The 24332-nt window shown below is 62.1% G+C and carries 24 protein-coding genes and 1 pseudogene; 11 read left to right on the forward strand and 14 right to left on the reverse strand.

Going from position 1 to position 24332, the window contains the following annotated elements:
• Positions 1-6: 6 nt before the first annotated feature.
• Together EH165_RS14015 and EH165_RS15895 are read right to left on the reverse strand one after the other, a co-directional pair.
• Entirely contained in the window at positions 7-921 is a 915-nt protein-coding gene (locus EH165_RS14015) for a transglycosylase family protein (RefSeq protein WP_124799993.1), read from the reverse strand.
• Between the two features lie 519 nt (positions 922-1440).
• Positions 1441-2358 (reverse strand): HNH endonuclease family protein, encoded by a 918-nt coding sequence (locus EH165_RS15895; protein WP_206425986.1) that lies wholly within the window; start codon positions 2356-2358, stop codon positions 1441-1443.
• Positions 2359-2551: 193 nt separating this feature from the next.
• Between EH165_RS15895 and EH165_RS14025 the strand changes: the two genes are divergently transcribed.
• Complete coding sequence (locus EH165_RS14025; protein ID WP_124799994.1) at positions 2552-3481, forward strand: DMT family transporter; 930 nt, start codon at positions 2552-2554, stop codon at positions 3479-3481.
• A gap of 67 nt (positions 3482-3548) precedes the next feature.
• On the opposite strand, the gene fbaA is transcribed toward EH165_RS14025, so the two are convergent.
• Entirely contained in the window at positions 3549-4589 is a 1041-nt protein-coding gene (gene fbaA, locus EH165_RS14030; protein WP_124799995.1) for a class II fructose-bisphosphate aldolase, read from the reverse strand.
• Between the two features lie 230 nt (positions 4590-4819).
• Between fbaA and EH165_RS14035 the strand changes: the two genes are divergently transcribed.
• The 4 genes from EH165_RS14035 to EH165_RS14050 are packed head-to-tail and all read left to right on the forward strand — an operon-like array spanning position 4820 to position 7437.
• Positions 4820-5431 carry a SigE family RNA polymerase sigma factor gene (locus EH165_RS14035; RefSeq protein WP_124799996.1) on the forward strand — a complete coding sequence of 204 codons (612 nt, stop codon included), beginning with the start codon at positions 4820-4822 and terminating at the stop codon, positions 5429-5431.
• A gap of 48 nt (positions 5432-5479) precedes the next feature.
• Positions 5480-5725, forward strand: a complete 246-nt coding sequence (locus EH165_RS14040; protein WP_124799997.1) for a hypothetical protein — start codon at positions 5480-5482, stop codon at positions 5723-5725.
• A gap of 30 nt (positions 5726-5755) precedes the next feature.
• The gene (locus EH165_RS14045; protein ID WP_124800543.1) at positions 5756-6739 is read left to right on the forward strand and encodes a DUF389 domain-containing protein; all 984 of its coding nucleotides are present in this window, start codon (positions 5756-5758) and stop codon (positions 6737-6739) included.
• Positions 6740-6771: 32 nt separating this feature from the next.
• Positions 6772-7437: a DedA family protein gene (locus EH165_RS14050; RefSeq protein ID WP_124799998.1), complete on the forward strand. Its 666-nt coding sequence runs from the start codon at positions 6772-6774 to the stop codon at positions 7435-7437.
• A gap of 28 nt (positions 7438-7465) precedes the next feature.
• Here EH165_RS14050 and EH165_RS14055 read toward each other — a convergent pair whose 3' ends face one another.
• The 6 genes from EH165_RS14055 to EH165_RS15530 all read right to left on the reverse strand — a co-directional run bounded on the left by EH165_RS14055 (position 7466) and on the right by EH165_RS15530 (position 11082).
• The gene (locus EH165_RS14055; protein ID WP_124799999.1) at positions 7466-7735 is read right to left on the reverse strand and encodes a hypothetical protein; all 270 of its coding nucleotides are present in this window, start codon (positions 7733-7735) and stop codon (positions 7466-7468) included.
• Between the two features lie 13 nt (positions 7736-7748).
• Positions 7749-8045: a hypothetical protein gene (locus tag EH165_RS14060; RefSeq protein WP_124800000.1), complete on the reverse strand. Its 297-nt coding sequence runs from the start codon at positions 8043-8045 to the stop codon at positions 7749-7751.
• 43 nt (positions 8046-8088) lie between these two features.
• Entirely contained in the window at positions 8089-8769 is a 681-nt protein-coding gene (locus EH165_RS14065) for a TrmH family RNA methyltransferase (protein ID WP_124800001.1), read from the reverse strand.
• Entirely contained in the window at positions 8766-9335 is a 570-nt protein-coding gene (locus EH165_RS14070) for an orotate phosphoribosyltransferase (protein ID WP_124800002.1), read from the reverse strand. Before EH165_RS14070 ends, EH165_RS14065 begins: the two co-directional genes overlap by 4 nt.
• Positions 9336-9402: 67 nt before the next feature.
• The gene (locus tag EH165_RS14075) at positions 9403-10197 is read right to left on the reverse strand and encodes an SDR family NAD(P)-dependent oxidoreductase (RefSeq protein ID WP_124800003.1); all 795 of its coding nucleotides are present in this window, start codon (positions 10195-10197) and stop codon (positions 9403-9405) included.
• Between the two features lie 414 nt (positions 10198-10611).
• Positions 10612-11082 carry a hypothetical protein gene (locus tag EH165_RS15530; RefSeq protein ID WP_164479021.1) on the reverse strand — a complete coding sequence of 157 codons (471 nt, stop codon included), beginning with the start codon at positions 11080-11082 and terminating at the stop codon, positions 10612-10614.
• On the opposite strand from EH165_RS15530, the pseudogene EH165_RS16935 reads away from it, so the two are divergent.
• Positions 11006-12322: pseudogene (locus tag EH165_RS16935) on the forward strand (diguanylate cyclase); the annotation flags it as partial. The gene EH165_RS15530 and the pseudogene EH165_RS16935 overlap by 77 nt on opposite strands.
• Positions 12323-12399: 77 nt before the next feature.
• Positions 12400-12753 (forward strand): hypothetical protein, encoded by a 354-nt coding sequence (locus tag EH165_RS15545; RefSeq protein WP_164479023.1) that lies wholly within the window; start codon positions 12400-12402, stop codon positions 12751-12753.
• A gap of 109 nt (positions 12754-12862) precedes the next feature.
• Here the strand turns inward: EH165_RS15545 and clpB are convergent, their stop codons facing one another.
• Positions 12863-15463: an ATP-dependent chaperone ClpB gene (clpB, locus tag EH165_RS14085; protein ID WP_124800004.1), complete on the reverse strand. Its 2601-nt coding sequence runs from the start codon at positions 15461-15463 to the stop codon at positions 12863-12865.
• Positions 15464-15911: 448 nt separating this feature from the next.
• Here clpB and EH165_RS14090 point away from each other — a divergent pair, with 448 nt between their 5' ends.
• The 4 genes from EH165_RS14090 (at position 15912) to EH165_RS14105 (ending at position 20155) form a co-directional block, all read left to right on the forward strand.
• Positions 15912-17009, forward strand: coding sequence for a fatty acid desaturase family protein (locus EH165_RS14090; protein ID WP_124800005.1), 1098 nt, complete (start codon positions 15912-15914; stop codon positions 17007-17009).
• A 142-nt stretch (positions 17010-17151) separates the two neighbouring features.
• Positions 17152-18105, forward strand: a complete 954-nt coding sequence (gene modA / locus EH165_RS14095) for a molybdate ABC transporter substrate-binding protein (RefSeq protein ID WP_422392160.1) — start codon at positions 17152-17154, stop codon at positions 18103-18105.
• Between the two features lie 50 nt (positions 18106-18155).
• Positions 18156-19037 carry an ABC transporter permease gene (locus EH165_RS14100; RefSeq protein WP_124800006.1) on the forward strand — a complete coding sequence of 294 codons (882 nt, stop codon included), beginning with the start codon at positions 18156-18158 and terminating at the stop codon, positions 19035-19037.
• Positions 19034-20155, forward strand: a complete 1122-nt coding sequence (locus tag EH165_RS14105; RefSeq protein ID WP_124800007.1) for a sulfate/molybdate ABC transporter ATP-binding protein — start codon at positions 19034-19036, stop codon at positions 20153-20155. The genes EH165_RS14100 and EH165_RS14105 overlap by 4 nt, the downstream gene beginning before the upstream one ends.
• Before the next feature lie 22 nt (positions 20156-20177).
• Here the strand turns inward: EH165_RS14105 and EH165_RS14110 are convergent, their stop codons facing one another.
• The 4 genes from EH165_RS14110 to dnaJ all read right to left on the reverse strand — a co-directional run bounded on the left by EH165_RS14110 (position 20178) and on the right by dnaJ (position 24301).
• Complete coding sequence (locus tag EH165_RS14110; protein ID WP_164479250.1) at positions 20178-21689, reverse strand: CYTH and CHAD domain-containing protein; 1512 nt, start codon at positions 21687-21689, stop codon at positions 20178-20180.
• Positions 21690-21788: 99 nt separating this feature from the next.
• Positions 21789-22349 (reverse strand): hypothetical protein, encoded by a 561-nt coding sequence (locus EH165_RS14115; protein ID WP_124800009.1) that lies wholly within the window; start codon positions 22347-22349, stop codon positions 21789-21791.
• A gap of 234 nt (positions 22350-22583) precedes the next feature.
• Positions 22584-23054 (reverse strand): heat shock protein transcriptional repressor HspR, encoded by a 471-nt coding sequence (locus tag EH165_RS14120; protein ID WP_124800010.1) that lies wholly within the window; start codon positions 23052-23054, stop codon positions 22584-22586.
• The gene (gene dnaJ, locus EH165_RS14125; protein ID WP_124800011.1) at positions 23051-24301 is read right to left on the reverse strand and encodes a molecular chaperone DnaJ; all 1251 of its coding nucleotides are present in this window, start codon (positions 24299-24301) and stop codon (positions 23051-23053) included. The genes EH165_RS14120 and dnaJ overlap by 4 nt, the downstream gene beginning before the upstream one ends.
• Positions 24302-24332: the final 31 nt, after the last annotated feature.

Here is a 24332-nt window from a genome sequence, read left to right on the forward strand (position 1 = left end):
TTATAATCACTTGCCTTCCCAGGCCGCTTTCCAGGTCTGCGGCCCAAGGATTCCCGAAGGGTTAAGCCCGTTGCGCTTTTGCAAGTCCACCACCACAGTCTTGGTCGTGGCTCCATAGAAGCCGGTGCCGCTCAACCCGTAGCCACGCTTGCCCATTTGACGTTGGAAGCACTGCAATTCGCGTGCGGTGTCGCCCGGATTGAACTGCTTACCTGGCCAGGTGGGCGCCGTTGCCGCCCCGACAGAACACGTTGCGTCGGTCGCTGGCACGTAAGGCGTGGCCGGTGTGGGCGCCGCTGCTGCGCCCGCCCATGCAGCCGCCCAGGTCTTGGGGCCGATGAACCCGACCACGTTGAGGCCCTGTTCTCCCTGAATCTTCAGAACCGCAGCCTTGGTGCTCGGTCCGAAGTATCCGGTTCCGGTCAGAGGGTAACCTCGGGTTCCCATTTGTTTCTGCCACACCTTGAGCGCGTCAGAGAAGTCACCCTCGCGGAACTGACGACCCGGGTAGGCGGGCGCGCCAGGGGCTGCTGGAGTCGCGGCCCCTTCGTTTCCGGCAGGCGCGCTGGACTGGTTGCCCGTCGCAGGCGGTTTGACGCCGGACTTCGCGTCCGAATCGTTGCTCACACCGACCAGAGCTGCGCAGATCCATGGCGACCAGCCGCGCATCCGGTACAGAGTCAATGCCCGCAAATCCTGCTCGGCTGGCGTTGCTTCGCTCGGCAGACCTGACCCGCCCACACTGCGCCAGGTCGGGAGGTCGAATTGGTAGGCCCCGTAGTAGCCGTTACCGGTGTTGATGTTGTAGCGGCCACCGGATTCGCATTGACGCACTGCGGCCCAGTCAGCAGAAGTCGGATCTGCCGAAGCAACACCGCCAGCAACGACAAGTCCGGACACCACTGCGAAGAAGGTGGTCATGATCGCGAGGGAGCGACGCACGTGAATTCCTCTCTTGGTCGCGCAGCTCTGCAGAGCGCGCGCCGGGAGGAATTAGCGCGTGCTCAACTGGCGATGCCCCTTCCCCTTGCTCGGCATCGTCATCAAGTCACACCCTCGCCCAACCACACGCTTGCGTAAAGAGGAACGACGGCAAGTCCCGGGCGAAGGAAATGGATCAGCTGTCGCGCGATTCGGTGATCGCTCCCTGCACGGTAAGGCACGTGCACAAATGTCACAAGACACCCAGCAGACACATCTTGTCCCACACTTGTCCAGTGATCAAGCATCGACACCCCGACACGCCGAACAGAATCACATCCGTGTTGTTTTTATCCAGGCATGTCAGCACACCCGTTCGGCGATGCGTTCGAACCCCTGCACCGTTCGATCTGCCGCAATTGGTACGGAAGGGAAGAGTGGGAATAGAGTGAAAATTGTTATCAAAAACGTCGTGCTGGAACCCCAAGATCTTCGTCAGGCGGCTTGTACGGCGGTTTTCTAGTTTCTTACCGGTACCGGGACGAGTACGTCGACGTCCGATTCTGCCGGCAACTTCTCACCCGGGCACAACCGAAGAACCTGTTGTATCGCGAGCTTTTCGGGCGCCGTCACCCACAGCCCATACTTCGCCTTGACTGCAACCTGCCGCGCCACGTAAGCACATCGATAGCTCTTCTGAGGGGGCAACCAGGAGGCGGCATTCGACGCCCCCTTAGCCTGATTTGTCGGTCCGTCCACCGCGAGCAGTTCCAACGGATCGTTCGCAAAGTTCGCTCGTTGCTCAGGGCTGAGCTGCTGAGCTCCCGTCCGCCAGGCGTCTGCAAGAGCCACCACGTGATCGATCTGGGCCGTGCTGGACGTCTGCTCCCCGCGTTGGAAAACGATGACCCTTCCGGTGTAGGGATCATCCAGAGTTCCGCTCAGCACTACGCATCCTTGGGTTCCCGGCTTCAGCACGGGGACAGCCATACTTCTTCGCAATACATCGTTACGCGTGTCGCAGCCATTGTGCCCGCCGCCAACAGCTACGTCGTCTGTCCAGCGCTGGCCGAACTGCTCCCTGCTGTATCCCGTCATAGGGGCGGAGCCCTTGACTGCCAACTCTTCCAGTGCGGCGAGGGCGGTGTCCTGCGGGAATACCCCTGGTGACTCAGCGAGTGACCCAGCGGCTGACACGCTGAATAACTCGGCGGATGACGCGGCCGGCAGCTCGAGTGGGAGCGCGGTAGGTGTTGCGTCGGTGCTCGTTGTCTCGTCCGCCTGAGCTGTTCCGAGTGCCGACGCCGATGCGGGTGACAAGCCCGTGGTCCGCGCCCCCGAAGCAGTCGAGTCAGGGTTCGTTGCCGCGGAGCAGCTGATGCACCCCCACAGCAGCAGGACAAGCGGCAATGCGCAGAGGCGGAGAGAAGCGGGCACCGAAGTCCTTTCCTGGCGAAGACCCAGTGGCCTCCTCGGACAAGGCTAATCGGACAAACCGACAAGTCAGGCGCACAGATCAGGGGCCGACGAAATCTTGGCCCAAGCCGCCAGTGGCCCGGCGATCATCGGCGAAGTACGCTCAACGCCGTAGCAATCTCAGTTCGGATAGGCAATAGGAAGAGAACTACGGATGTCACGTCGCGGTTGGATGTTGTTTTTAGCGCTCTGCGTCATCTGGGGTATCCCCTACCTCTTGATCAAAGTCGCGGTGGCGGACATCAACCCGCTGCTTGTCGCGTTTTGCAGAGTCCTGATCGGCGGCCTTATCCTGCTGCCTATTGCGCTGAAGCAGAGGGCGCTCGGCCCGGTGCTGAAGCGGTGGCCACTATTGCTGCTCTACACCGTGATCGAGATCTGTATCCCCTGGTTCTTCCTCGGGCTGGCTGAGACCAAGCTCAATAGCTCGACCGCGGGGTTACTGATCGCCGTTGTTCCGTTGATCGCCAGCGTCATCCTGTGGGCCACCGGCCAGGACAAGTTCTCACGGATCCGCGTCATCGGCCTCATCCTGGGCTTTGCTGGGGTCGCCGCGCTGGTGGGTCTCGACATTCGACTCGATAACCTGCTCGCTGTCGGTGCCGTCGCGATCACCGCCATCGGCTACGCAGTGGGGCCGATTATCATCTCCCGCAAATTCACCGATCTGCCTGCCAGCGGCGTCATTACCGCGTCGTTGCTATTGGCAGCGGTGATCTACGCACCGTTTGTGACTTTCGTCTGGCCGACGCAGGCTGTCTCGGCGCAATCGCTGTGGGCGGTCATTGCGCTTGGTGTGCTCTGCACCGCAACGGCTTTCACCCTATTCTTCGCGCTGATCGGAGAAGCTGGACCGGCGAGGGCATCGGTCATCACCTACGTCAATCCGGCGGTGGCAATCATCTTGGGTGTGCTTTTGCTATCGGAGCCGTTCACCATCGGGACCGCCATCGGGTTCCCGCTTGTCATCCTCGGGTCGGTGCTCGCCACGTCGCGCAACCGTACAAGGGGCAAAAAAACCGCCGCGATCAACCCGGAGGCAACTACCGCGGTCGCTTCCTCCACTCCCTCACAGCACCCCTAGCAGCAAAAAGGGCCCGCCAAACCCTTTCACAGGTTCGGCGGGCCACCGCACGAGGCGCGAAAAGCGACTACTTCGCAGCTCCGGGTGAGGTTCCGGCCGAACCCAACTGCTCACACGCCTGCGTGATGCGGGCGGCCATCCCGGCCTCGCCCAACTTCAGGTAGGTGCGCGGGTCGTAGGCCTTCTTGTTGCCGACTTCGCCGTCGATCTTCAACACACCGTCGTAGTTGGTGAAGAAGTGTCCGACCAGCGGGCGGCTGAACGCGTACTGGGTGTCGGTATCGATGTTCATCTTGACGACACCGTAAGAGACTGCCTCCGTGATCTCTTCCGGTGTGGAACCGGACCCACCGTGAAATACCAGACCGAACGGCTTGGAGCCGGCTTCAAGACCCAACTCTGCGGCAACCGCATCCTGGACTTCCTTCAGCACCGCGGGGCGCAGCTTGACGCCGCCCGGCTTGTACACACCGTGCACGTTTCCGAAAGTCGCGGCCACGATGTAGTTATTGTTCTTCGGCGCACCCAATGCCTTGATCGTCGCGATCATGTCTTCCGGGGTGGTGTACAGCTTGTCGTTGATTTCATGCGTGACGCCGTCTTCCTCGCCACCAACAACTCCCACCTCAATCTCGAGGATGATGTTCGCTGCTTCGCACAAGGGCAACAACTGCTTGGCGATTTCCAGGTTTTCGTCCATCGGGATTGCCGAACCATCCCACATATGGGACTGGAACAACGGGTTCTGGCCAGCGTCGACGCGGGCCTGCGAGATGGCCAGCAGCGGCTTGACGTAGGTATCGAGCTTGTCTTTCGGGCAGTGGTCGGTGTGCAGCGCGACCGTGATGTCGTACTTCGCGGCGACCACGTGAGCGAACTCGGCCAGGGCAACAGCGCCAACAACCATGTCCTTGACACACGTCCCGGAGGCGAACTCGCCACCGCCGGTCGACACCTGAATGATGCCGTCGCTACCCGCGTCAGCGAACCCCTTGATAGCGGCGTTGATGGTCTCCGACGAGGTGATATTGATCGCGGGGTAGGCGAATCCGCCGTCTTTCGCGCGCTGCAGCATGGCAGCGTAGGTTTCGGGAGTTGCAATGGGCATAGGTGTAAGTCCTCTCGGAAAGCGGTCATGATGCCCGGGCCGCGCCCAGACGCATCGCATCCGAATCCGGCCAAGGGCCACCGGCAACTGGGCCGGAATCACCTTAAGTATCCCCGATCGAGTCCGCGGCTCCTACCTGTAGTGCGGCTACGGATCACCTGCGGGGTGGCAAGATCGCACACAGGCCGCGACGGTGACAAGCAGGACGCTAGCGAATGTGAGTGTGAGAAGTGACTGCACCAGATGACGCGCCCACGTCCTACGTCGGCGATATCGAAGCCACCTTGAGCACGTTGGCCGCGTTCAATCCGGTGATTTTGTCCGCTGACGTTCTGCCCAGCCGGGCCAGTCAGGTACCGCAGACCATTGACGACATCTACAAAAGCCATCGGATGTCGATGGTGCGGCTGGCCATTCTGCTGGTCGACGATATGGGCAGCGCCGAAGACGTGGTGCAGGACGCGTTCGCCGGCCTGTACCGGAACTGGGGCAACCTGCGCGATACGCAAGCCGCGGTGGGGTACCTGCGCATCGCGGTGATCAACGGCTCCCGGTCGATGTTGCGTCGTCGTCGCACCGCGCGCGCCTATGTTCCGCCCCACGAACTTGATGCCCGCTCGGCGGAGTCGATGGCAATGATGTCCACCGAGCACCAGTCGGTGATCACCGCATTGGGCGATCTGGCACCCCGCCAGCGAGAAGTGTTGGTGCTGCGGTACTACGGTGGACTTTCCGAGGCAGAGATCGCCGAGGCCACTGGGCTTTCCACGGGAACGGTTAAGTCCACGGCAAGCCGCGCGGTGGCCAAACTCGGCGACATCATCAGGACCCGGCACCAGTGATTTGCGCCGCGATCCCGCTCATGACGAACGCGCCGTGACGAACGCGCCGTGACGAACCCCCAAATGCCACCCAAAGGGTCCGAGCAATTGCTATCAGAAGCTCTGCGCGCCATGGCTGCTGGGGGCGCCCGCATCGGCCAACCCGCCAGCCACCATGTCAAGCCAGCTGTTCAGAAACCTGCCGGGTGGCCCTGGAATATAGCGACGTGGAGCCTGCAGCAGCTCTTGTTGCTGGCGCTGTGTATCGGCTTCGCCCTAGGCATCACCACTGGGCTTACGAGTTTCTACCTCTGACGCGTCCCGCCGTGCCACCATTGGCCGGTGATGCACCTGCGGCTCATCGTGCCGCCCGCCAAGACCGTCATTATCGAAACGGGTCTGCTCAACGATGCCCGCATCACCAACCTGGTGGTCTTGCGCGGCGCGGCGCAGCGTCCCCCTGGTGACGTCGTGCTCTGTGACGTCACCCGCGAAGCGGTGCAAGATCTGCTGACCTGGTTGAGGTCGGAGGGGATCTACGAGGCGGGGTCGGTCACACTCACCCACGTGGATGCGGCCCCTTCCCCCAACCATTCGGCCACGGAAGTTGCCGCGGTCGGCGCGCCCGACGACGCGATTATCTTCGACCAAGTCCTCGACACCGCCTACAACGAGGCGCGCGGGTCGTGGGCGTATTACGTGTTCTTCAGCTTGGCCACTCTCTTGGCCGCGGTCGCCGTCATCACCGATTCCAGCGTGTTGGTGGTCGGCGCCATGGTGGTAGGGCCGGAGTTCGGCCTTATTGCGGCAATCGCAATTGGGGCGGTGATGGGCCGCTACGCCCTGATGTCGCGCGCGTTGTGGCTACTGCTCAAAGGGTTTGCGGTAGCCATTGTTGTCACCACGACGGCCGGTCTGCTCGCCCGCTGGATCGGTTGGATCAGTGAGGCAACGGTGGCGGCGCCTCGGCCCCTCACCGGCTTCATCTGGTCACCCGATAAATGGTCGGCGGTGGTCGCGGTGCTCGCCGGGTGCGCGGGGGTGCTCTCGCACACAGCCGGTAAATCGACTGCGCTGGTAGGTGTCTTCATCTCCGTGACAACGGTGCCGGCAGCGGGCGATTTCGCACTGTCCTTGGCGGTCTGGGAGACCGGGCACCTGGGCGGAGCCGCGGCGCAATTGGGCATCAACCTGCTGGGGCTGATCGGCGCTGGCATCCTCACGCTGCTTCTTCAGCGGACCCTTTGGAGCCGTGTTCGCCCCTATCGTCGCAGTTCCACGCTCCTGCATCGGAAAGCGCACCCGGCAACTCACATCAAAAAGCGCTGATCATCTCGCCCTCGCCCGGTATCTTAAGGAGCGTGACGACCGAAAACCTCGCCCTCCTTCCCTCCTGGCTTGACCCGGGATCGATCATCAATGGCTTCGGTTCTTGGGCAGTGGTGGGCATTCTGCTCATCATTTTTGCCGAATGCGGGATCCTGATCGGCTTCTTCCTTCCGGGCGACACTTTGCTGTTTCTCGCAGGTGTTCTCGTGGCCAGTGGCAGCATCAATATCAACATTGCCCTGTTCATCGCACTGTTGGCGGCGGCAGCATTCATTGGCAACCTCGTGGGTTATTGGATTGGTTGGAAGGTCGGACCTTCGGTGTTTAGCCGACCCGACGCCAAGTTCCTCAAAAAAACCTACGTGGATCGCTCATCGGCGTTCTTCGACAAATACGGCAAGATCACCATCATTTTGGCCCGCTTCGTCCCCGTCATTCGCACCGTCGCCACCGTCATGGCGGGCGTCGCGAAGATGAACACCAAGATCTACGTCCTGTACTCCTTCGTCGGCGGCGTCCTTTGGGTTACCACCGTCACCCTCGCCGGGTACTTCCTCGGCAAGATCGCGTTCGTTCGGGAAAATGTCGATCTGATTTTTGTTGGCGCCGTAGCAGTCGTCATACTGGGCGTCGCCGTTCCCGCCATCATCCACATGCTCGCGCGTCGCAAGAACAAGACCGCGGCTTCGGGCACCTGAGCTGCCACGATTCGGGATTGCCACCGTCTTATCGAGCGGCGGGGCAGCGATCGGAATCGCCTACCAGGTCGACGCCAAAGAAACTGACCCGACCGGCGCACAGTGCGTCCACGTTCGTCTCCCCGAGGCTAACGACATGGTCACGAATAGCGAAGACCACCAGCACGATCAGCGCGGCAAAGAAGGCGGCAAACACTTTCGCGGCAACCCTTTTCGCCAACACGGCAAGCACGATCCCGGCCGCGCCAACCAGCACCATGATCCAAATCGCCGCTGTAGATACCGTCGTGATCGTCACTTGCGGCCCCGCATCAGTAGCACCAGCCCTGCGGCATCGAGATCGTGATGCCGAGGAAACTGGTCGCGTTTTGTGGGGTAGCTCCGTCGAGTGCGGCACTGCTCGAGGTGCATGCTTTTCCTCTGACCTCGCTGGCGTAGTCAATCACCTTGCCTCGCTGCTGCCAGCCGACGAACACCAGTATCGCCGCCACCACGAGGCTGATAATTTTCCCGACGATCTTACGAATGATTACGGCCATCACCACTCCGATGACGGCGACCGTGATAATCGACCACAGGGCAACAGTCTTAACAGTTTCAAGTTCCACAGCGGAAATGTAACAGGGCAAAATGACGGTGCACGTGGGAGAACTACCAGCCCTTGGTAGGGTCCGCGTGTTGCCGGATCCACGCGTGCATCGTGATGCCGGCCGCGACACCGGCGTTGATCGACCGCGTCGAACCAAACTGGGCAATGGAAACCGTCATGGCGGCGGCGGCCTTTGCCTCCGGGGTAAGCCCAGGCCCCTCAGAACCGAAGAGCAGCAGGGTATTCACAGGCAGCACCACCGTTTCCAGCGGCACCGATCCCGGCACGTTGTCCACCCCCACGATCACCAGGCCCGCCGACTGCGCAAAGGCGACCAGCGTTTCGACTGTGTCGTGGTGCAGGAGATGTTGATAACGGTCTGTGACCATCGCGCCGCGGCGATTCCAGCGGCGCTTTCCGATGATGTGGACAGCGGCGACAGCGAACGCGTTCGCTGTCCGCACCACGGTGCCAATGTTGTGGTCGTGACCGAAATTCTCGATAGCCACGTGGAACGGGAAGCGGCGGGTGTCCAGGTCGGCGATAATCGCCTCGCGTAGCCAATAGCGGTAGTGGTCAACCACATTGCGCCGATCGCCGCCGGCGAGTAGCTCAGGATCGTACTGTTCGCCTTCCGGCCAGGGCGCCGCGTGCGGACCAACCCCCACGGCCTCGGATGACGAAGCCGCCCACTCCGTCGGGCCAGCACCGGGATCCTGGATCCCGGGGGGATCGACACTCATTGGGTTCTCAGCCCCAGGTCGCCCAGATCAAGCACATACCGATAGGGAATACCGCGACGCCCAATGACGGCTGCGGCTTCGGCACCGCGATCGAGGATGGTGGCAATTCCTACGACGGATGCACCTGCCTGAATCACCGCGTCATAGGCAGTCAACGGCGAGCCGCCCGTGGTGGTGGTGTCCTCCACGATCAGCACTGCAGCCCCGGTAATATCCGGGCCCTCGATCTGACGCTGCATCCCGTGGGCCTTGGCAGCTTTGCGGACCACGAACGCATTGAGCGCCGGGCCCGGCGCGTGCATGATTGCCGTTGCCACCGGATCAGCGCCCAGCGTTAAACCACCTACGGCCGTGAAGGGCCAATCCGCCGTCAGCTGGCGCATCAGCGTGCCGATCAGCGGCGCTGCGCGGTGGTGCAGCGTCACCCTGCGTAGATCCACGTAGTAATCGGCCTCCCGTCCCGAGGAGAGCACGACCTTGCCGCGCACCACTGCCAGCTCGGCGACCAGCGCAGCCAATTCAGCTTTTGCGGCCGTATCTACTTCGGGAATTTTGGGGCTGCTCATGTTCTGCAGTTTTTCACACGCCGCCCCCTGACCGCCCCCTGACCGTCGCCGGTCGTCGGGTCTTCGCTCAGGTGCGACCGCGGGAGCTGACTTTGGAGGCCAACGTGCGCGTCAGCGCCCGGGGCAAGGCTCGAGGGATCACCGCGATCGCCCGGTACAGGGCGCCCGGGATCGACAGCGGCTCATTACGACGAAGGTCGGCCAAAGACCTTCGGACCAACAGGCCGATATCGACGTAGACCGCGTTGGGCGTCTGCGACATATCGATGTGCGCGCGCTCATGGAAACGGGTACGGACAAACCCGGGACACAATGCCTGCACTCGCACGCCACTCCCCTTCAACGCGACGCTCAACCCTTCGCTGAAGAAGATCACCCAGGCCTTCGAGGCCGAGTACGTCGAGCCGCGACCCGGCACTAACCCTGCGATGGAAGCAACATTGATAATGCCGCCATGTCCGCGCTCCGTCATTGAAGGCAGTGCGGCATGGGTCAGCAGCATCACGGCCGTGACATTGATTTCCAGTTGGGTCACGAGGTCTGCGGCGCTCGCGTCAGCGAATTCCTGGCCGAGTCCGATTCCCGCGTTGTTGATCAGCAACGAGATGGGAGCAGCGGGATCACGGAGCCGGTCCACGACTGCGGCCCGTTGCCCGGAGTCAGATAGATCTGTCGGAAGTACCTCAACGGCCACCCCGTAGACGCGCTCTAGTTCGGCGGCAAGCGTGGCCAGCTTCTCGGCGCTTCGGGCCACCACCACCAGGTGATAGCCCGCAGCTGCAAGCTGACGGGTGAATTCTTCTCCGATGCCACTGCTGGCTCCCGTGACCAAAGCGGTGTGCGTGCGCGCTGTAGTTGTCATAACTCCTCACCGTAATAGACTCGATACAGCCATAGGAGCGACGGCCACCCCGAAACAACACTTTAGAGTTAATTCGCCGTCCCATCACTCTTTGAAGTACAAGATGGCAACTGTAAGGTGAGCATGGCAGCACCAAATGCCCCCGGATTGGGCCAAGTGAGCGATGAGGTGATGACTGATGCGGGCGAACGGACTAGCCGAAGACGCCGCCGCGTCTGCGCGCCCTCGTTGGGACACTCCCTCGGCGGCCGACCGCACCACGCAGCCCATCCTTCTCCTCGGCGGTGGCGGCATCCTGGTCACCGTCGGCCTGCTGATTCCACCTATGCTGCTCTCGCAAGTCAGACCCGGCGCCCCGACCACGATCTTGGCACTGCTCAGCGCGGTTCTGCTGGTTGCCTCGGCGCTACCGTTTTACACGCGCAGGGCCCGTAACCACACCGCTGAAGTGGTTTTACTGCTGTTGCTGTTGGCGGTACCACTTTTCATCACCGCCACGGCAGTGCCGGGCGCACCCACCCGCGGCTGGATCTTGCTCCTCCTCATACCTGGGCTCGTGTCGGCGTCGGCGATGGGGAAGGTGCCTTTTCGCTTAGCGCTGTTCATCGCACCCGCCGTTGGCATTGGCGTCATGTTGTCCTGGGCCACCGGCGCCGAAGAATGGCTGGTGCCGCTCGTGTACGCATGGGCACTCGTCACACCAATGACGTGGACGCGACGGGTGTGGCTCAGCGGACGCGAGCGGTACGCCGATCTGCGCCGAGCCTCCAACACGGACGAACTGACCGGACTGCTCAATAGGCGTGGCTTGGTCGCCGCGTTCCCGGAGTTGCGTGAGCGGGCCCTTTCCGCTGGTACCAAGCTCGGCATGGTGATGATCGACATCGACCATTTCTCCAAAATTAATGATGAACGGGGAAGCCGATACGGCGACTTGGTGCTGCAGCGCGTCTGCGATTTGGTGGGCGAGCAAGCCGGCTCAGCTGGCCTGGCCGCACGAGTCGGTGGCGAAGAACTCGTCGTGGTGGTGAACGGTGCCGCAGAGCCGATCGCCCAAGCAATACATGCTTTCGTCGGTCAGGGGCTGCACCCAGGGCTCACCGTAAGCATCGGCATTGTCGATATCGCACCCGATTCCGTCGTGGACGCGCCTGCGCTGTGGTCTGCGTTGAGCCTTGCCGATTCCGCGATGTATCAGGCCAAGCAAAGCGGCCGCGACCGCATCATGCGGATCTCGCCGCTCTTCAGCGGCGATCGCGCCCACCTGGCCAGTGCGGCGATTCCCGTGCAGGCGCTCGCCCAGGCGACTAGCCGCCCACAGGCTGCCCCCAGTCCCGTTCCCGGTACATCAATCAGCCAGCCGCTCGACCGTAAGGCCCGAGCGCTTATCCCATCAGCACGGCTGGGCGGGACGATGTACATTATCGGCTCCCTGGTCGGCACTATTTGCTACGTAACCAACGTGGCGATCGACCATGGATCTGCGCTGATCCCCTACCTTTTCATCGCCTACGCCTCGATGTTCGTGTTCGGAGCGGTCACCATCAAGTGGGGACACCGATTCAAGCAGTGGGTTGTTGTGACCGGGGTGTTTGCTTCCGAATTGAGCGTGATGCTCACCGTATTGGCGATACCGGTGCTTGACCTGCGCTTGGTTGGTTTCGCTCTCATCGGTATCGCGCTGCTCATCGCCTCCACGTTGCGCATCCCCAAGCTGATGGCTTTCCAGTACCCGCTTACTTTCATCTGCGCGGGAATTGCGTCGCTGAGCAACGAAAACGAACACTTTTTCCTCTGGCTACAACGCAGCATTATGGCGGGCGCTTTTGTCAGCATTACCCCTGTTGTTCTGGCGTGGATGCACCGCAGGGCCGAGGCTATCGACGTCGAACTTCTGACGCTGTCGTCAGTCGATCCGCTGACCGGGGTAGCGAACCGCGCCGGACTCCAACAGGCAATGGGCCTGCAGTCTACTGCGGATGACACCGACCCGGGGCACCTGTATGCCATCCAGGTCGACGTCGACCACTTTAAAGAACTCAACGACGTTTCCGGCCACCTCCACGGGGATAGGGTGCTGAAGGCGCTGGCCATCGCCCTGGATACGGGCCTGCGGCGTTTCCTGCAGGATTTTCCCGCCCCCAGTCGGTACCGCCGGGACGAGTCCCCGCGGTATGCCGGGTCAGCGGAGACCGTTTTGTGGTGGTGCTGCCGGGTCGAGAAGACCCGCTGCTGGTGGACTACCTCACTGCCGCGGTCACCAACATTCGCCTCTCGTTCACGGTGTCCATGGGCCATGCCAGCGGTTCAGTGCGCAACCGCGGGGAGCTCTGGGCACTCGCGGCCGCAGCCGAGGCAGATCTCGCACAACGAAAGGGCCGGACCCGCAGGGGGGCCGGCCACGCCGCGTTACCGTCGCACCGTCCCACCGCCATGGGTACCGGAAAGACGACGAGCGTCTACCGGGCCCCTGAAGCGCCCACCGGAGGGCATCGTGGGCCACACCGCCGCGGCAGCAGCCGCGAGCGCGAGAACGTCCACGGCGAAATGGGCTGACTGGCTGCGACGTGTCCCACCTGCGGGCGTCCCACCTGCGGGCGTCCCACCTGCGGGCGTCCCACCTGCGGGCGTCCCACCTGCGGCCGTCCCACCTGCAGGTGGCGCGCTAACCGGGCAGCGCGCTCACATCGAGCTTATTTCCCTCTACATCCAATGCCACCACCACGGTTTCACCGTCGCGGATCTGGCCCGCCAACAACGACTTCGCCAACTGATCGCCAATGCTCGTCTGGATCAACCTGCGCAGCGGGCGCGCCCCGTAAAGGGGATCAAAGCCATTACGTGCCAACCATTCTCGCGCATCGGGACGGACGGTGAGGTGCAGTCGGCGAGCCGCCAGCCGCGTCGCCATCGCCTCAATCTGAATATCAACGATGCCGGACAATTCCCGCAGGTCCAAAGAGCGGAAGAAAACGACGTCGTCGAGCCGATTGATGAACTCTGGCTTAAAGGCGCTACGAACTGCTGCCATCACCATGTTCTCGCGCTGATCCTCGGGAACCATGGGGTCGATGAGTGCCTGCGACCCGAGGTTGGAGGTCAAGATCAGGATGGTGTTGCGAAAATCGACCGTCCGCCCCTGCCCGTCGGTGAGTCGACCGTCATCGAGCACTTGCAACAGGATGTCGAAAGCGTCGGGGTGGGCCTTTTCCACCTCGTCAAGCAACACCACGGAATAGGGCCGACGTCGGACGGCTTCGGTGAGCTGGCCACCTTGGTCGTACCCCACGTAACCGGGTGGCGCTCCGACAAGCCTTGCTACCGAATGCTTCTCCGAATATTCGCTCATATCGATGCGAATCATTGAGCGCGCGTCATCGAACAGAAAATCCGCAAGCGCCTTGGCAAGTTCCGTCTTTCCCACACCGGTGGGGCCGAGGAACAAGAACGAGCCGGTAGGGCGGTCGGGGTCCGAAATACCAGCCCTGGCCCGGCGCACGGCATCGGAAACAGCGGTAACAGCCTGCTTTTGTCCCACCACTTTCCGGCCTAGTTCCGATTCCATCCTCAGTAACTTCTCGGTTTCACCTTCAAGCATCCGGCCGGCGGGAATGCCGGTCCACGCAGCGACCACGGTCGCAATATCATCCGCGCCAACCTCTTCGCTCACCATCGGATCGCCGTCGGCGTGGTGGGATTCTTCTGTGGCGGCGGCTGCCAACTCCCGCTCCAATGCCGGTATCCGCGCATACAGCAGTTCGGACGCCTTTGCCAGATCGGCCTCCCGCTGGGCCTTGTCGGCCGCCATCCGCAATTCGTCGAGTTCTTTCTTGAGCTCGCCCACTCGGTTGAGCCCCGACTTCTCACGCTCCCAACGGGCGTTGAGCTCGCCGAGTTGTTCGGCGCGGTCGGCGAGGTCCATGCGCAGCCTGCCCAGCCGCTCTTTCGAAGACGCATCCGATTCCTTTTGCAATGCCAGCTCTTCCATCTTCAACCGGTCGACGCTGCGCTGCAGTTCGTCGATCTCCACCGGGCGGGAGTCGATCTCCATCCGTAGTCGCGAGGCTGCCTCGTCGATCAGGTCGATTGCCTTATCCGGCAGGAACCGCGCGGTGATGTAGCGGTCGGAAAGGGTAGCGGCAGCGACGACGGCAGCATCGGAAATCCGAACCCCGTGGTGCGCCTCATAGCGCTCCTTGAGGCCGCGCAAAATGCCGATCGTGTCCTCGACGCTCGGCTCACCAACGAGGACCTGCTGGAAGCGACGTTCGAGGGCCGGGTCTTTTTCAATGCTGGTGCGGTACTCATCCAGAGTGGTGGCCCCCACCATGTGTAACTCTCCGCGGGCCAGCATGGGCTTGAGCATGTTGCCCGCGTCCATCGCGCCGTCGCCGCTGGCGCCCGCCCCCACCACCGTGTGCAGTTCGTCGATGAACGTGACCACCTGTCCATTGGAGCCGGTGATTTCATCCAGAACTGCCTTGAGTCGCTCTTCGAATTCGCCGCGGAACTTTGCCCCGGCGACCATCGCACCGAGGTCCAGCGAGATCAACTTTTTGCCCCGTAGCGACTCTGGGACATCGCCGGCGACGATCCGCTGGGCCAGACCCTCGACCACCGCGGTCTTGCCGACCCCCGGCTCGCCAATCAACACGGGGTTGTTCTTCGTGCGCCTCGAAAGGACCTGGATTACACGCCGAATCTCAGCATCCCGGCCGATGACAGGGTCGATTTTCCCCTCACGGGCCAACTCCGTCAGGTCAACTCCATATTTTGTGAGTGCCTGATAGCTGCCCTCCGGGTCCGCGGAGGTGACTTTACGGTCGCCACCGCGGACCGTGGGGTAAGCAGCGATGACGGCAGCCTCGGTGACGCCGAGTTCGCCCAGCAGCGCGGCTGTTGCCGTCGGCGGCTTCGCCAGGGCGGTGAGCAGGTGCTCGGTGGAGAGGAACTCGTCACCGTTGGCTCGCATGATCTGCTCGGCACTGGAGAGAATGTTGGCCACTGCTTGCGACATTTGCGGCTGCGCAACCGTGGATCCCTGGGAGACCGGAAATGCGCTGAGCGTCTTTTGGTTGCGATCGCGAATGACGCCGGGGTCGGTGCCCAAACTACGAAGGAGTTCGGGAGCTGTCGATCCTTGCACCGTGAGGAGTGCGGCGAGCAGGTGTGCGGGTTCCAGTGTGGCGTTGCCCGCCGCGGTTGCTGTAGTGATCGCACCGGCAAGGACTTCGCGGCTGCGGGTGGTGAGGAGATCCGTGTTCATTGAAGTGACCTTTCGGCAGTTCCGAAATTGCGTCGCAGGGGGTGCGGCGCTTGTGGCTTGTACTTGAGTAGTTACATTTAGTAAAGTTGAGCATACCCCGCTCAAGGCGCTCGGTATACCCCTACCAGCCTGATCTTGCCGCTTGGCCTGACCGGGATCGATACCACCCCCACCGCACACCCTGGTGCCGTATCCACCCCCCATGGGCTCTCGGCGAAAATCGCTTCCCAGACCCGCGATGTTCGTGCTGCGCGTCAGATCCTTTCGGGTGGCCTAAGTTACTTTGCGTACACTTGACCAAGTCGGGAATATTTCGAACCGCAGCACTCACGCTGTTGTCGTTGTCGGCGAATTCAGGCCGGTCTGCCCCGCGACCGGGAGTCCGGAGCGTCGCCTTGATCCTCGCTATTCCTCTCGCCCAGCCATTCGCTACTGCCACAGGTCTCCGATGACGACGGGCACGGCATCCCCACGTCATGTCCGCGTGCCGAAGCCCTCGACTCACGTGCGTCCTCCCACAGAATTCTCGTCCCTACTGAAGGTCGTCATCGAGGCAGGATTGTTACACCGTCGCTACACCTATTACGCCGCAAAGATTGCCCTCACCCTCGGCGTCCTCGGCGGGCTAGGAGTGATCTTTGGCTTGCTCGGCGACTCTTGGTATCAGCTTCTCGTCGCCGCGGCCCTCGCAATCGTGTTGACCCATCTGGCCTTCTTGAGCCACGACGCAGCGCACCGACAAATCTTTGTCTCGGGCAAGGCGAACGACAGGGCCGCCGTCATCCTCGCCAACCTCGGCGTCGGAATTAGTGTGGCGTGGTGGACAAAGAAACACACTAAGCATCACGCAGCCCCCAATCAGATAGGCCGCGACACCGATATCGACTTTGCCGTGCTGCACTTCTATCCGCCGGAAAAGGTCTCGTCCAACCCGGTGATCAGCTGGATGAGAGCTCGTCAGGGGTGGTGGTTCTTTCCCATCCTGACCGTTGAGGGGCTCAACCTCCACTTCCAGGCATTTGTCGCGCTACTAGGTCGCGAACCCATCAAGAACCGGTGGACCGAGCTGAGCCTCGTGCTCCTGCGCCTGGGCGGGTACATCGCGGCGCTGTTCCTGGTCCTCTCCCCCGGCAAGGCCGTGGCGTTCCTGGCGATCCAGCTCGCGGTGTTCGGCGTATATATGGGGTGCTCGTTCGCCCCGAACCACAAGGGGATGCCGGTCCTGCCGCCCGAGGCGAAACTTGATTTCCTTCGTCGCCAAGTCTTGATGTCGCGAAATATCGTGGGCACCAGGTTCAACACTTTTATGATGGGCGGCCTGAACTTTCAGATCGAGCATCACCTCTTCCCCAGCATGCCCCGACCGAATCTGCGGCGTGCCCAAGCGCTGGTCCGGCCATTCTGCCAAGCGCAGGGTGTTGCCTACACCGAAACCACGCTGCGCCACTCCTACCGGATCGTGATTTCCTACCTCAACAAGGTCGGACTCGGCGCGCGCGACCCGTTCCAGTGCCCGCTGGTGGCGGCTGCACGTCCACGAGGCTGACCCGCACCGAGCACAAGGCAGGTGGATGACGAAGCGCTGCTGTGCGGCGACGGCTCCCCAGGGAGCTGCGCGGTCCGCAAATGCGCGGGTAGAGTGTCAAATGACCCGCACTAGCGGTTCCCAATCTTTCGGAGTCTCCTTTATGTCGATTCGGCCCTACGCCCTTGTTGCTCTCCTCGCCGCAACAGCGGTCCTCACCGCTTGCAGCTCCTCGGATGCGCCAATGGTGACGCTGTCCCCTGCAGCCTCGTCCCAAGTCGCGGCCCCCGCTGCGTCCAGCGCGTCCCAGACATCAACCCCCGCTAGCAGCGCCGGACCCACTTCGTCTGCAGCAGCCGCAGCAACGCCTACCTCTGCCGCCTCGACCGCCTCCGGTACGACATCAGAACCGGCTACAGCCTCCGGCGCTCCCGTGGCCGCTGGCACCATCACCGTGTTCGCCGCAGCCTCCTTGAAAAAAACCTTTACTGAGATCGGCGAGCAGTTCAAGGCAGCAAACCCGGGATCGGATGTCATCTTCAGCTTCGCCGGATCCTCTGATCTGGTGACGCAGCTGATCGGCGGCGCGCCGGCGGACGTATTCGCCTCCGCCGATACCAAGAACATGACCAAGGCCACCGAAGGTGGCGTCACCGAAGGAACCCCCGTCAACTTCGCCACCAACACCCTGACAATCGTGGTTCCGCCTACCAATCCGGCCGGGATCACCTCTTTCGCGGACCTGGCAAAACCAGGGCTCAACTTGGTGATCTGCGCGCCGCAGGTGCCATGTGGCTCCGCTGCGAAAAAGGTTGCGGACGCATCCGGAATCACCCTCAGCCCAGTCAGCGAGGAATCCTCCGTCACCGACGTGCTGAACAAGGTCACCGCCGGCGAGGCTGACGCCGGCCTTGTCTACGTCACCGATGCCTCCGGCGCCGGCGATAAGGTTGCCACCATCGCGTTTCCAGAATCTTCGTCAGCGGTGAACACGTATCCCATTGTTGCGATCAAGGGCTCCACCCAGGCGGCGCTTGCCGCAAAATTTATCGAACTCGTCAAGTCGGCGCAGGGCCAGAAAGTCCTTTCGGCATCCGGTTTCGCGCCCGCGCCCTAATCTGACCGTTGCGCTCGCACCTGCGGCCCCCGCCACGCGATAATCAGAGCATGACCCCTGAGCCAGACGAAGCCCCCCGCGCTTCCGGCAGGCGTAGAGGCATTTTCTTCGGTGGGCTGCAGGCCAGCGGCGGCGCCAACCTGCCCCGCTGGGTCTATGTGCCAGCTGCCATCGCAGGCCTGTTTATCGTGACCCCGCTCGTCGCGATGCTACTTCGCGTCCAGTGGTCGCAATTCTGGACCTTAGTAACCTCGCCTTCGTCCATCGCAGCGCTGAAATTAAGCTTGCACACTGCGGCCATTTCCACGGGGTTGTGCATCGTCTTCGGCGTACCTCTGGCTTTAGTGTTAGCCCGTACACCCCGAAACACCCCTGGCCTCAACGTCTTTCGATCTTTAGTCCTTCTGCCGCTGGTACTTCCACCCGTAGTGGGCGGCATCGCACTGCTGTACACCTTTGGCCGACAGGGGCTCATCGGCAAGCAGCTGGATATCCTCGGCATCCGAATCGCCTTCTCCACCACCGCAGTGATTCTGGCTCAAACATTCGTGGCCATGCCGTTTCTCGTCCTCAGCCTCGAGGGGACACTCCGTAGCGCCGGGCGTCGTTACGAGGCCGTCGCGGCAACTTTGGGCGCCTCCCCGGGCGTCGTGCTGCGCCGCGTGACGCTTCCGCTTGTACTGCCCGGTCTCATTTCTGGCGCCGTCCTTGCTTTTGCACGGGCTCTCGGTGAGTTTGGTGCAACCCTCACGTTCGCTGGCAGTCTACAAGGCGTCACCCGCACTCTGCCCTTGGAAATTTACTTGCAACGTGAAAGCGACGCCGACGCGGCGGTGGCACTGTCGCTGGTGTTGGTGGTGGTAGCCGTCGTCATTGTTATCGCGGCCCGCGCGGGCAGCGACGCCGGCAGCCGCAGCGGAGCGGTGCTATGACGATCCACCCCAGCCGTGAGCATGGCGCGTCGGCCTTGACCGGCGAGCTGGTGCTTCGGGCCAGCATCGCCGAGCGGGGTGTTGACCTGCAACTCACCCTTCGCGCGGGAGAGGTTGTCGCTGTTCTCGGTCCCAACGGCGCAGGCAAATCGACCCTACTTTCCTTGATCGCTGGCTTGCAGAAGCCCGACAGTGGCGCGATCAGCCTCGATGGACGAGTACTCGTGGATAGGGAGGCCAACATTTGGGTCCCACCGCACCAACGCGGAGTGGTGCTGCTGGCGCAGCAGGCTCTCTTGTTCGAACACCTCACAGCACTGGCCAATGTTGCCTTCGGCCCTCGAAGTCGGGGAATGAAGCGCAGCGCCGCGAACGACCTCGCTCAGAAGTGGCTTGGCAGGGTAGATGCGAGCGAGTTCGCAGACCGCAAGCCCCATCAGCTCTCTGGTGGTCAGGCGCAGCGGATAGCTATTGCCCGCGCCCTCGCCGCCGACCCGTCACTGCTGCTGCTCGACGAGCCCATGGCAGCACTCGATGTCGCCGTATCACCAGCACTGAGAGTGCTCCTGCGGCAGGTACTTCGCGGCACAGGCCGGACCGCCGTGCTCGTCACCCACGACTTGCTCGACGCGCTTGCATTGGCCGACCGCGCCATCATCATCGAAAACGGTCGGATTACCGAAGACGGTCCGGTGAAAGAGATTATCAGTCGGCCGCGGTCTGCCTTCGCTGCGCGAATTGCTGGGATGAATCTCATTAGCGGGACCGTGACCGAGGGCCACCTTCTCGCACCCGATGGCCAGCGGGTGTTCGGACTCGTTGACCCCGCATGCCAAAACTTGGGCGCAGCTGTTGCATTGTTCCGTCCGAGTGCGGTCTCCGTCCACGTCGAGAGCACCAGCGGCAGCCCGCGTAACCAGGTTCCCGTCATCATCGCTCAGTTAGAGCCACGCGGTGATCTTGTACGTGTCCATAGCACCGACAGTCACAGTGGCGCCGCGGGTTTGATCGCAGACATCACTGCAGTAGCCGCAGCGGAACTCGACCTTGTTCCTGGCAAGAAGGTCTATTTTGTTGTCAAAGCAATGGAAGTAACTATCTACCCAGCTCTCGCCTGACACACCGGGTCGCGGCACTGTTTCACAGTCTGCGTGTGGCTTCGAGAGTTGCTTGTGCTATTGCTTTCTCCCGTGCGAACAGGAGTCCGAAGGTATATCCGTCCTCACCGTGAGCACTTGCTGCAGCACCAAGATCGCAGAGAAGTGCGGCTGCCACCACGCTGTCTTGATGTTCGCCGAGAAGCTCCTGCAGGCGAGTGTGCTTGTGTGCTCGGCGCTTTACCTGCTTACCTCCGATGACGGGCTCCAGCAGCTCCGTTGCATAGCGGGCTCGCTTCGCGGATTTGCGGGCTTCGTGCATTTCCTCCTCCTGAGCACCGGCCTTCCCCGCCAACCCAGCCTCAAGGTGTTTGTCGGTCTTGCGTTCGGCTGCCTTCACCTTGCGTAGCAGAATCTTTGTTCCGCTTTCTCCCCGCCGGCTGATGGCGGGTTCGACGGCCCACAACTCCGACTCTTCCAGCAGCGCAATGTAAGTCGGCGTAGCCATGGCCTGCCGCAGCTCGGTCAACGCTGTTTCCAGTGCCTCTTTCATATAGTCCTCAATCCGAAGCACGACTGGTCCCACCACCCACCCCGGCGGTAGCTCAGCAACGGCTGCTAGCAACCGCGTCCGCTGTACTTCGAGGTCCCGCACCTTGCCAAGAACTGAGGCATACCAACGCACTTCGGCATCAAAAGCGGCAGCTCGTGGCTCTTCGAGCAGCGCACGGAAAATCCGCAGGGTGCTGCGCAGCCTGCGTGTGGCAACACGGGTGGAATGAATGGCGGGTTCTCCTCGTCGCAGCGCCAAGTCTCCCATTACCAGGACGTCATCTTGCTGGGCGAAGTAGCGGCGCATCACTTCTGCTGCAGTCAGTGGCGGCTCACCACGAGATTTAGTTTTACGTGAAGCGTCCCGCACTCCGTCGTTGGCCGCGGCAGGCAGATCACGTCCGGTCGCTCGGGCTACCTTGCTGGCACTTCTCGACGGGATGGCGCCAGCGCGCCTGAGCAGCTTCCCCACTGTGAGGAGCAACTTTTCGTTGCCCGCGGGACCCAGTTCCGCTTCGACCTCTCGCCATTGATCCAGGCGGGCACCTGCGCCTCCCGTCGCCGCAGAGAACACATGGTCATCAGCAATTTCGACCATCAATTCACCTTCGCCACTCCAGATCCGGGTGGCGCGGCGTTCCGTCCGAAGAGTTGCGAACTGCCGAAGGACGCGACCCCGCCGAATGCCTGTCAACAACTCTGCAAGTTCGTGGGGAACGGCTACCCGGCTTTCCGTTGCAGGAGAGGACAACTCGGTGCGTGCGTTCCCTGCAGGCAGCTTGAGTTGCCATCCGGACTCGGCGCCAGAATCGTCATCCCGCCGGCGGAGCGTAATCGCCCGACCGAGCAGGTCCCGCTCTGCCGTATCAAAGTAGACGCTGGTGAGCCTTCGTGTGGCCTTCTCAAGCCTTCCGCCGGGCGGCACCAGAGTAGTCAGATCAGGAAGCCGAAAGGTTTGCTCAACCTCGTACTTATCTTCGCGTTCGACGCTGTGGCTGCTCACCCCACCATCATCCCTGATGACGCCTGACCAGCCTCGCGCGGCCGTCGATCCCCGACCTTGGCAGTTCGATCTGCGGGCTAGCTGGCGCCGCAATGCCTTTCATTCTTCGATGTCGGGATGCCGGATGCTGAGCGAGAGCTGTTGCCAGCATTGGAGGTTGTCCAATCCCGCCTGCTCTGCGATCGTCCTGATCAAGGGGTCCTGGAGCACAACGCCTCCCCACTCGTCTGAGTTGATGCTGGCAAATACGCTGAGCATGCCCGCCAGGCGGGGGATCCAGGGCAAGTCCCGCGCCAGCAGATGCGCCACGTCAATGCGGATACTCGGCAGGGTAGCCACCGGCTGACGTTCGGCAGGCACCGCGCTGAGCCGATCCTCTACCGAGAGAAGTCGCTTCGCCTCGGTCAGCACCACGTCGAGCTGCAGTCCAAGAAGGCCCGCCAAGGTCTGAAGAACCTCTGGTTCCAAGCTGACCTGCATGTTTTCAAATCTCGTGAGCCGCATGTAGGTGAGCGGAATGGGGATGCGGCGGTGTAGCTCGGCGACAGTCCAGAACCTTGCCAGCCGCGCAGTCTTGAATTGGGCCGAGACGAGTTGCTCGAGGCGGCTAACTTTCGGATGTTGCGGATCTCCCGCGCGCGGCGCTCGTTGCGAAGGCACGACGGTCCCCCCATCCCTCTACCGTCACTACCGTGGAAGCAGTGTCCCGTTTTTGGAGTATGAGGAAGGGACGCAGCAGGAACCACTTGCTTACGCAGAACGGACAAATAGCACTCTATTGGGAAAACCGGACGTTTCCCAGGTGGCTGTCATCGCGGCCTACTCCACTCTGAGGTCGTTGCTTCGCCTGCCATGGGTATCGGAGCCTTAGACCGCTCCTGACACGTGAGCCGATCAGGATCGTCGCTTGGGGGGAGCCCACGTGATGATGGCGGAGCCCGTAGCCTTCCACGGAACGAGATCGCGCCGGTAGGAGGCGTGAACCGCAGCAGAAGCATCGGCGACCGAAGTAACCGCATGAGCCTGCGCGTCGCGCAGACGTGCGTGGGTGACGGCCAAATCATCGGAAATTTCGTCTAAGCGCGACTGCAGGGCGAGCACTTGTGCGTCCAACTCGATGATGCGTTTGATCCCCGCGCGATTCACGCCTTCTTCTTGGCTCAACCGTTGAACTTCACGCAGCAACGAGATATCCCGTTGAGAATAACGCCGCCCACCGGCAGCGGTCCGACCCGGCGAGACAAGCCCCTCCCTATCATAGGATCTCAGGGTTTGCGCGTGCATCCCCGCCAGTTCTGCTGCGACAGAGATGACGAACAAAGGTGTGAGCTCGTTGAATTCGCGAGACTGCCGGGCGTGCGTCATGTCTGCGATCCAGCCTCGCCGCCGGACGGCGCATGGTGCTTCCCCGAGGTGGCAGGGGAAGTGGGGCCGAAGCCTGCGTCAGCCAACGCCGCAGTAATGGCGCCGCGAGGGTCATCGGTCTGGGCGGCAGCGTAATCCTGCAAGGCTTTTGTCGCTTGACTATTCATCCGCGCCGGCACAGCCACATCCACGGTAACAATCAAATCGCCTACTGCCCCCGTTTTGCGTTGCACCCCAGCACCTTTGACCCGGAACTTGCCACCCGACTTAGTACCGGCGGGTACCTTCAGCGTGACAAGCTTCACGCCACCGCCGTCGTCCAGGGTCGGAATTGGCAACGACGTGCCCAGCGCCAACTCCGGAAACGTGACGGGAACCGATAACGTCACATTATCGCCACTGCGACCGAACAGGTGGTGCGCTGCCACCTTCACGGTGACCAGCAAATCGCCAGCTGGCGCCCCGTGGGAGCCCGGAGAACCCTTGCCGCCCAATCGAATCCGTTGACCATTGGTGACCCCGGCCGGGATTCGGGTGGTGATGGTTTTGTTGGAGATGATGGTGCGCTCGCCGCGACAGGTTGGGCAGGGTTCATCGACCACCGATCCGGTACCGCGGCAGGCAGCGCAGGGCTCGGAGAATGCGAACGAACCCTGGTTCCGCGTGACCAAGCCGCGCCCGTTGCAGACGGCGCAATCATGTGCGCTGGTGCCAGGTTTCGCCCCGCTCCCACGGCAGGTCGGGCAACCGGTGCGCTCACCCAGTTGCAGCGGAACCGTAACGCCGTGAACGGCATCAGCAAAGGAAATTTGCACCGAAGCCTCGGCGTCCGCGCCGCGTTCGGGGCGTGGCCCCCGGCCACCGCCGCTGCCGTTATTGAACATTCCACCAAACAGGTCGGAGACATTGAAACCGCCACCCCCGCCCTGCCTATTCAACAAGTCGTTCATGTCGAATCCACCGCCGGCTTGGCCACCTCGGCCCTGGCCTGGACGGCGCATTCCGCCTGCGCCGTAAAGGCTTCGGGCTTCATCATATTCTTTACGCTTCGCTGTGTCGGAGAGTACGTCGTAGGCCTCGGAGATGCCCTTGAATTTCTCTTCCGCCAGCTTGTTACCCGGGTTCTTGTCCGGGTGGTGGTCCCGGGCGAGCTGGCGATAGGACTTCTTTATCTCGGCTGCGGTTGCTGACTTCGAGACACCCAACAGCTTGTAGAAATCTTTTTCCATCCAATCCTGTGCACTCACCCGGCACCTCCTTCCCTTCCTGCATCACTAA

The organism is Nakamurella antarctica, assembly GCF_003860405.1.
Classification (GTDB): domain Bacteria; phylum Actinomycetota; class Actinomycetes; order Mycobacteriales; family Nakamurellaceae; genus Nakamurella; species Nakamurella antarctica.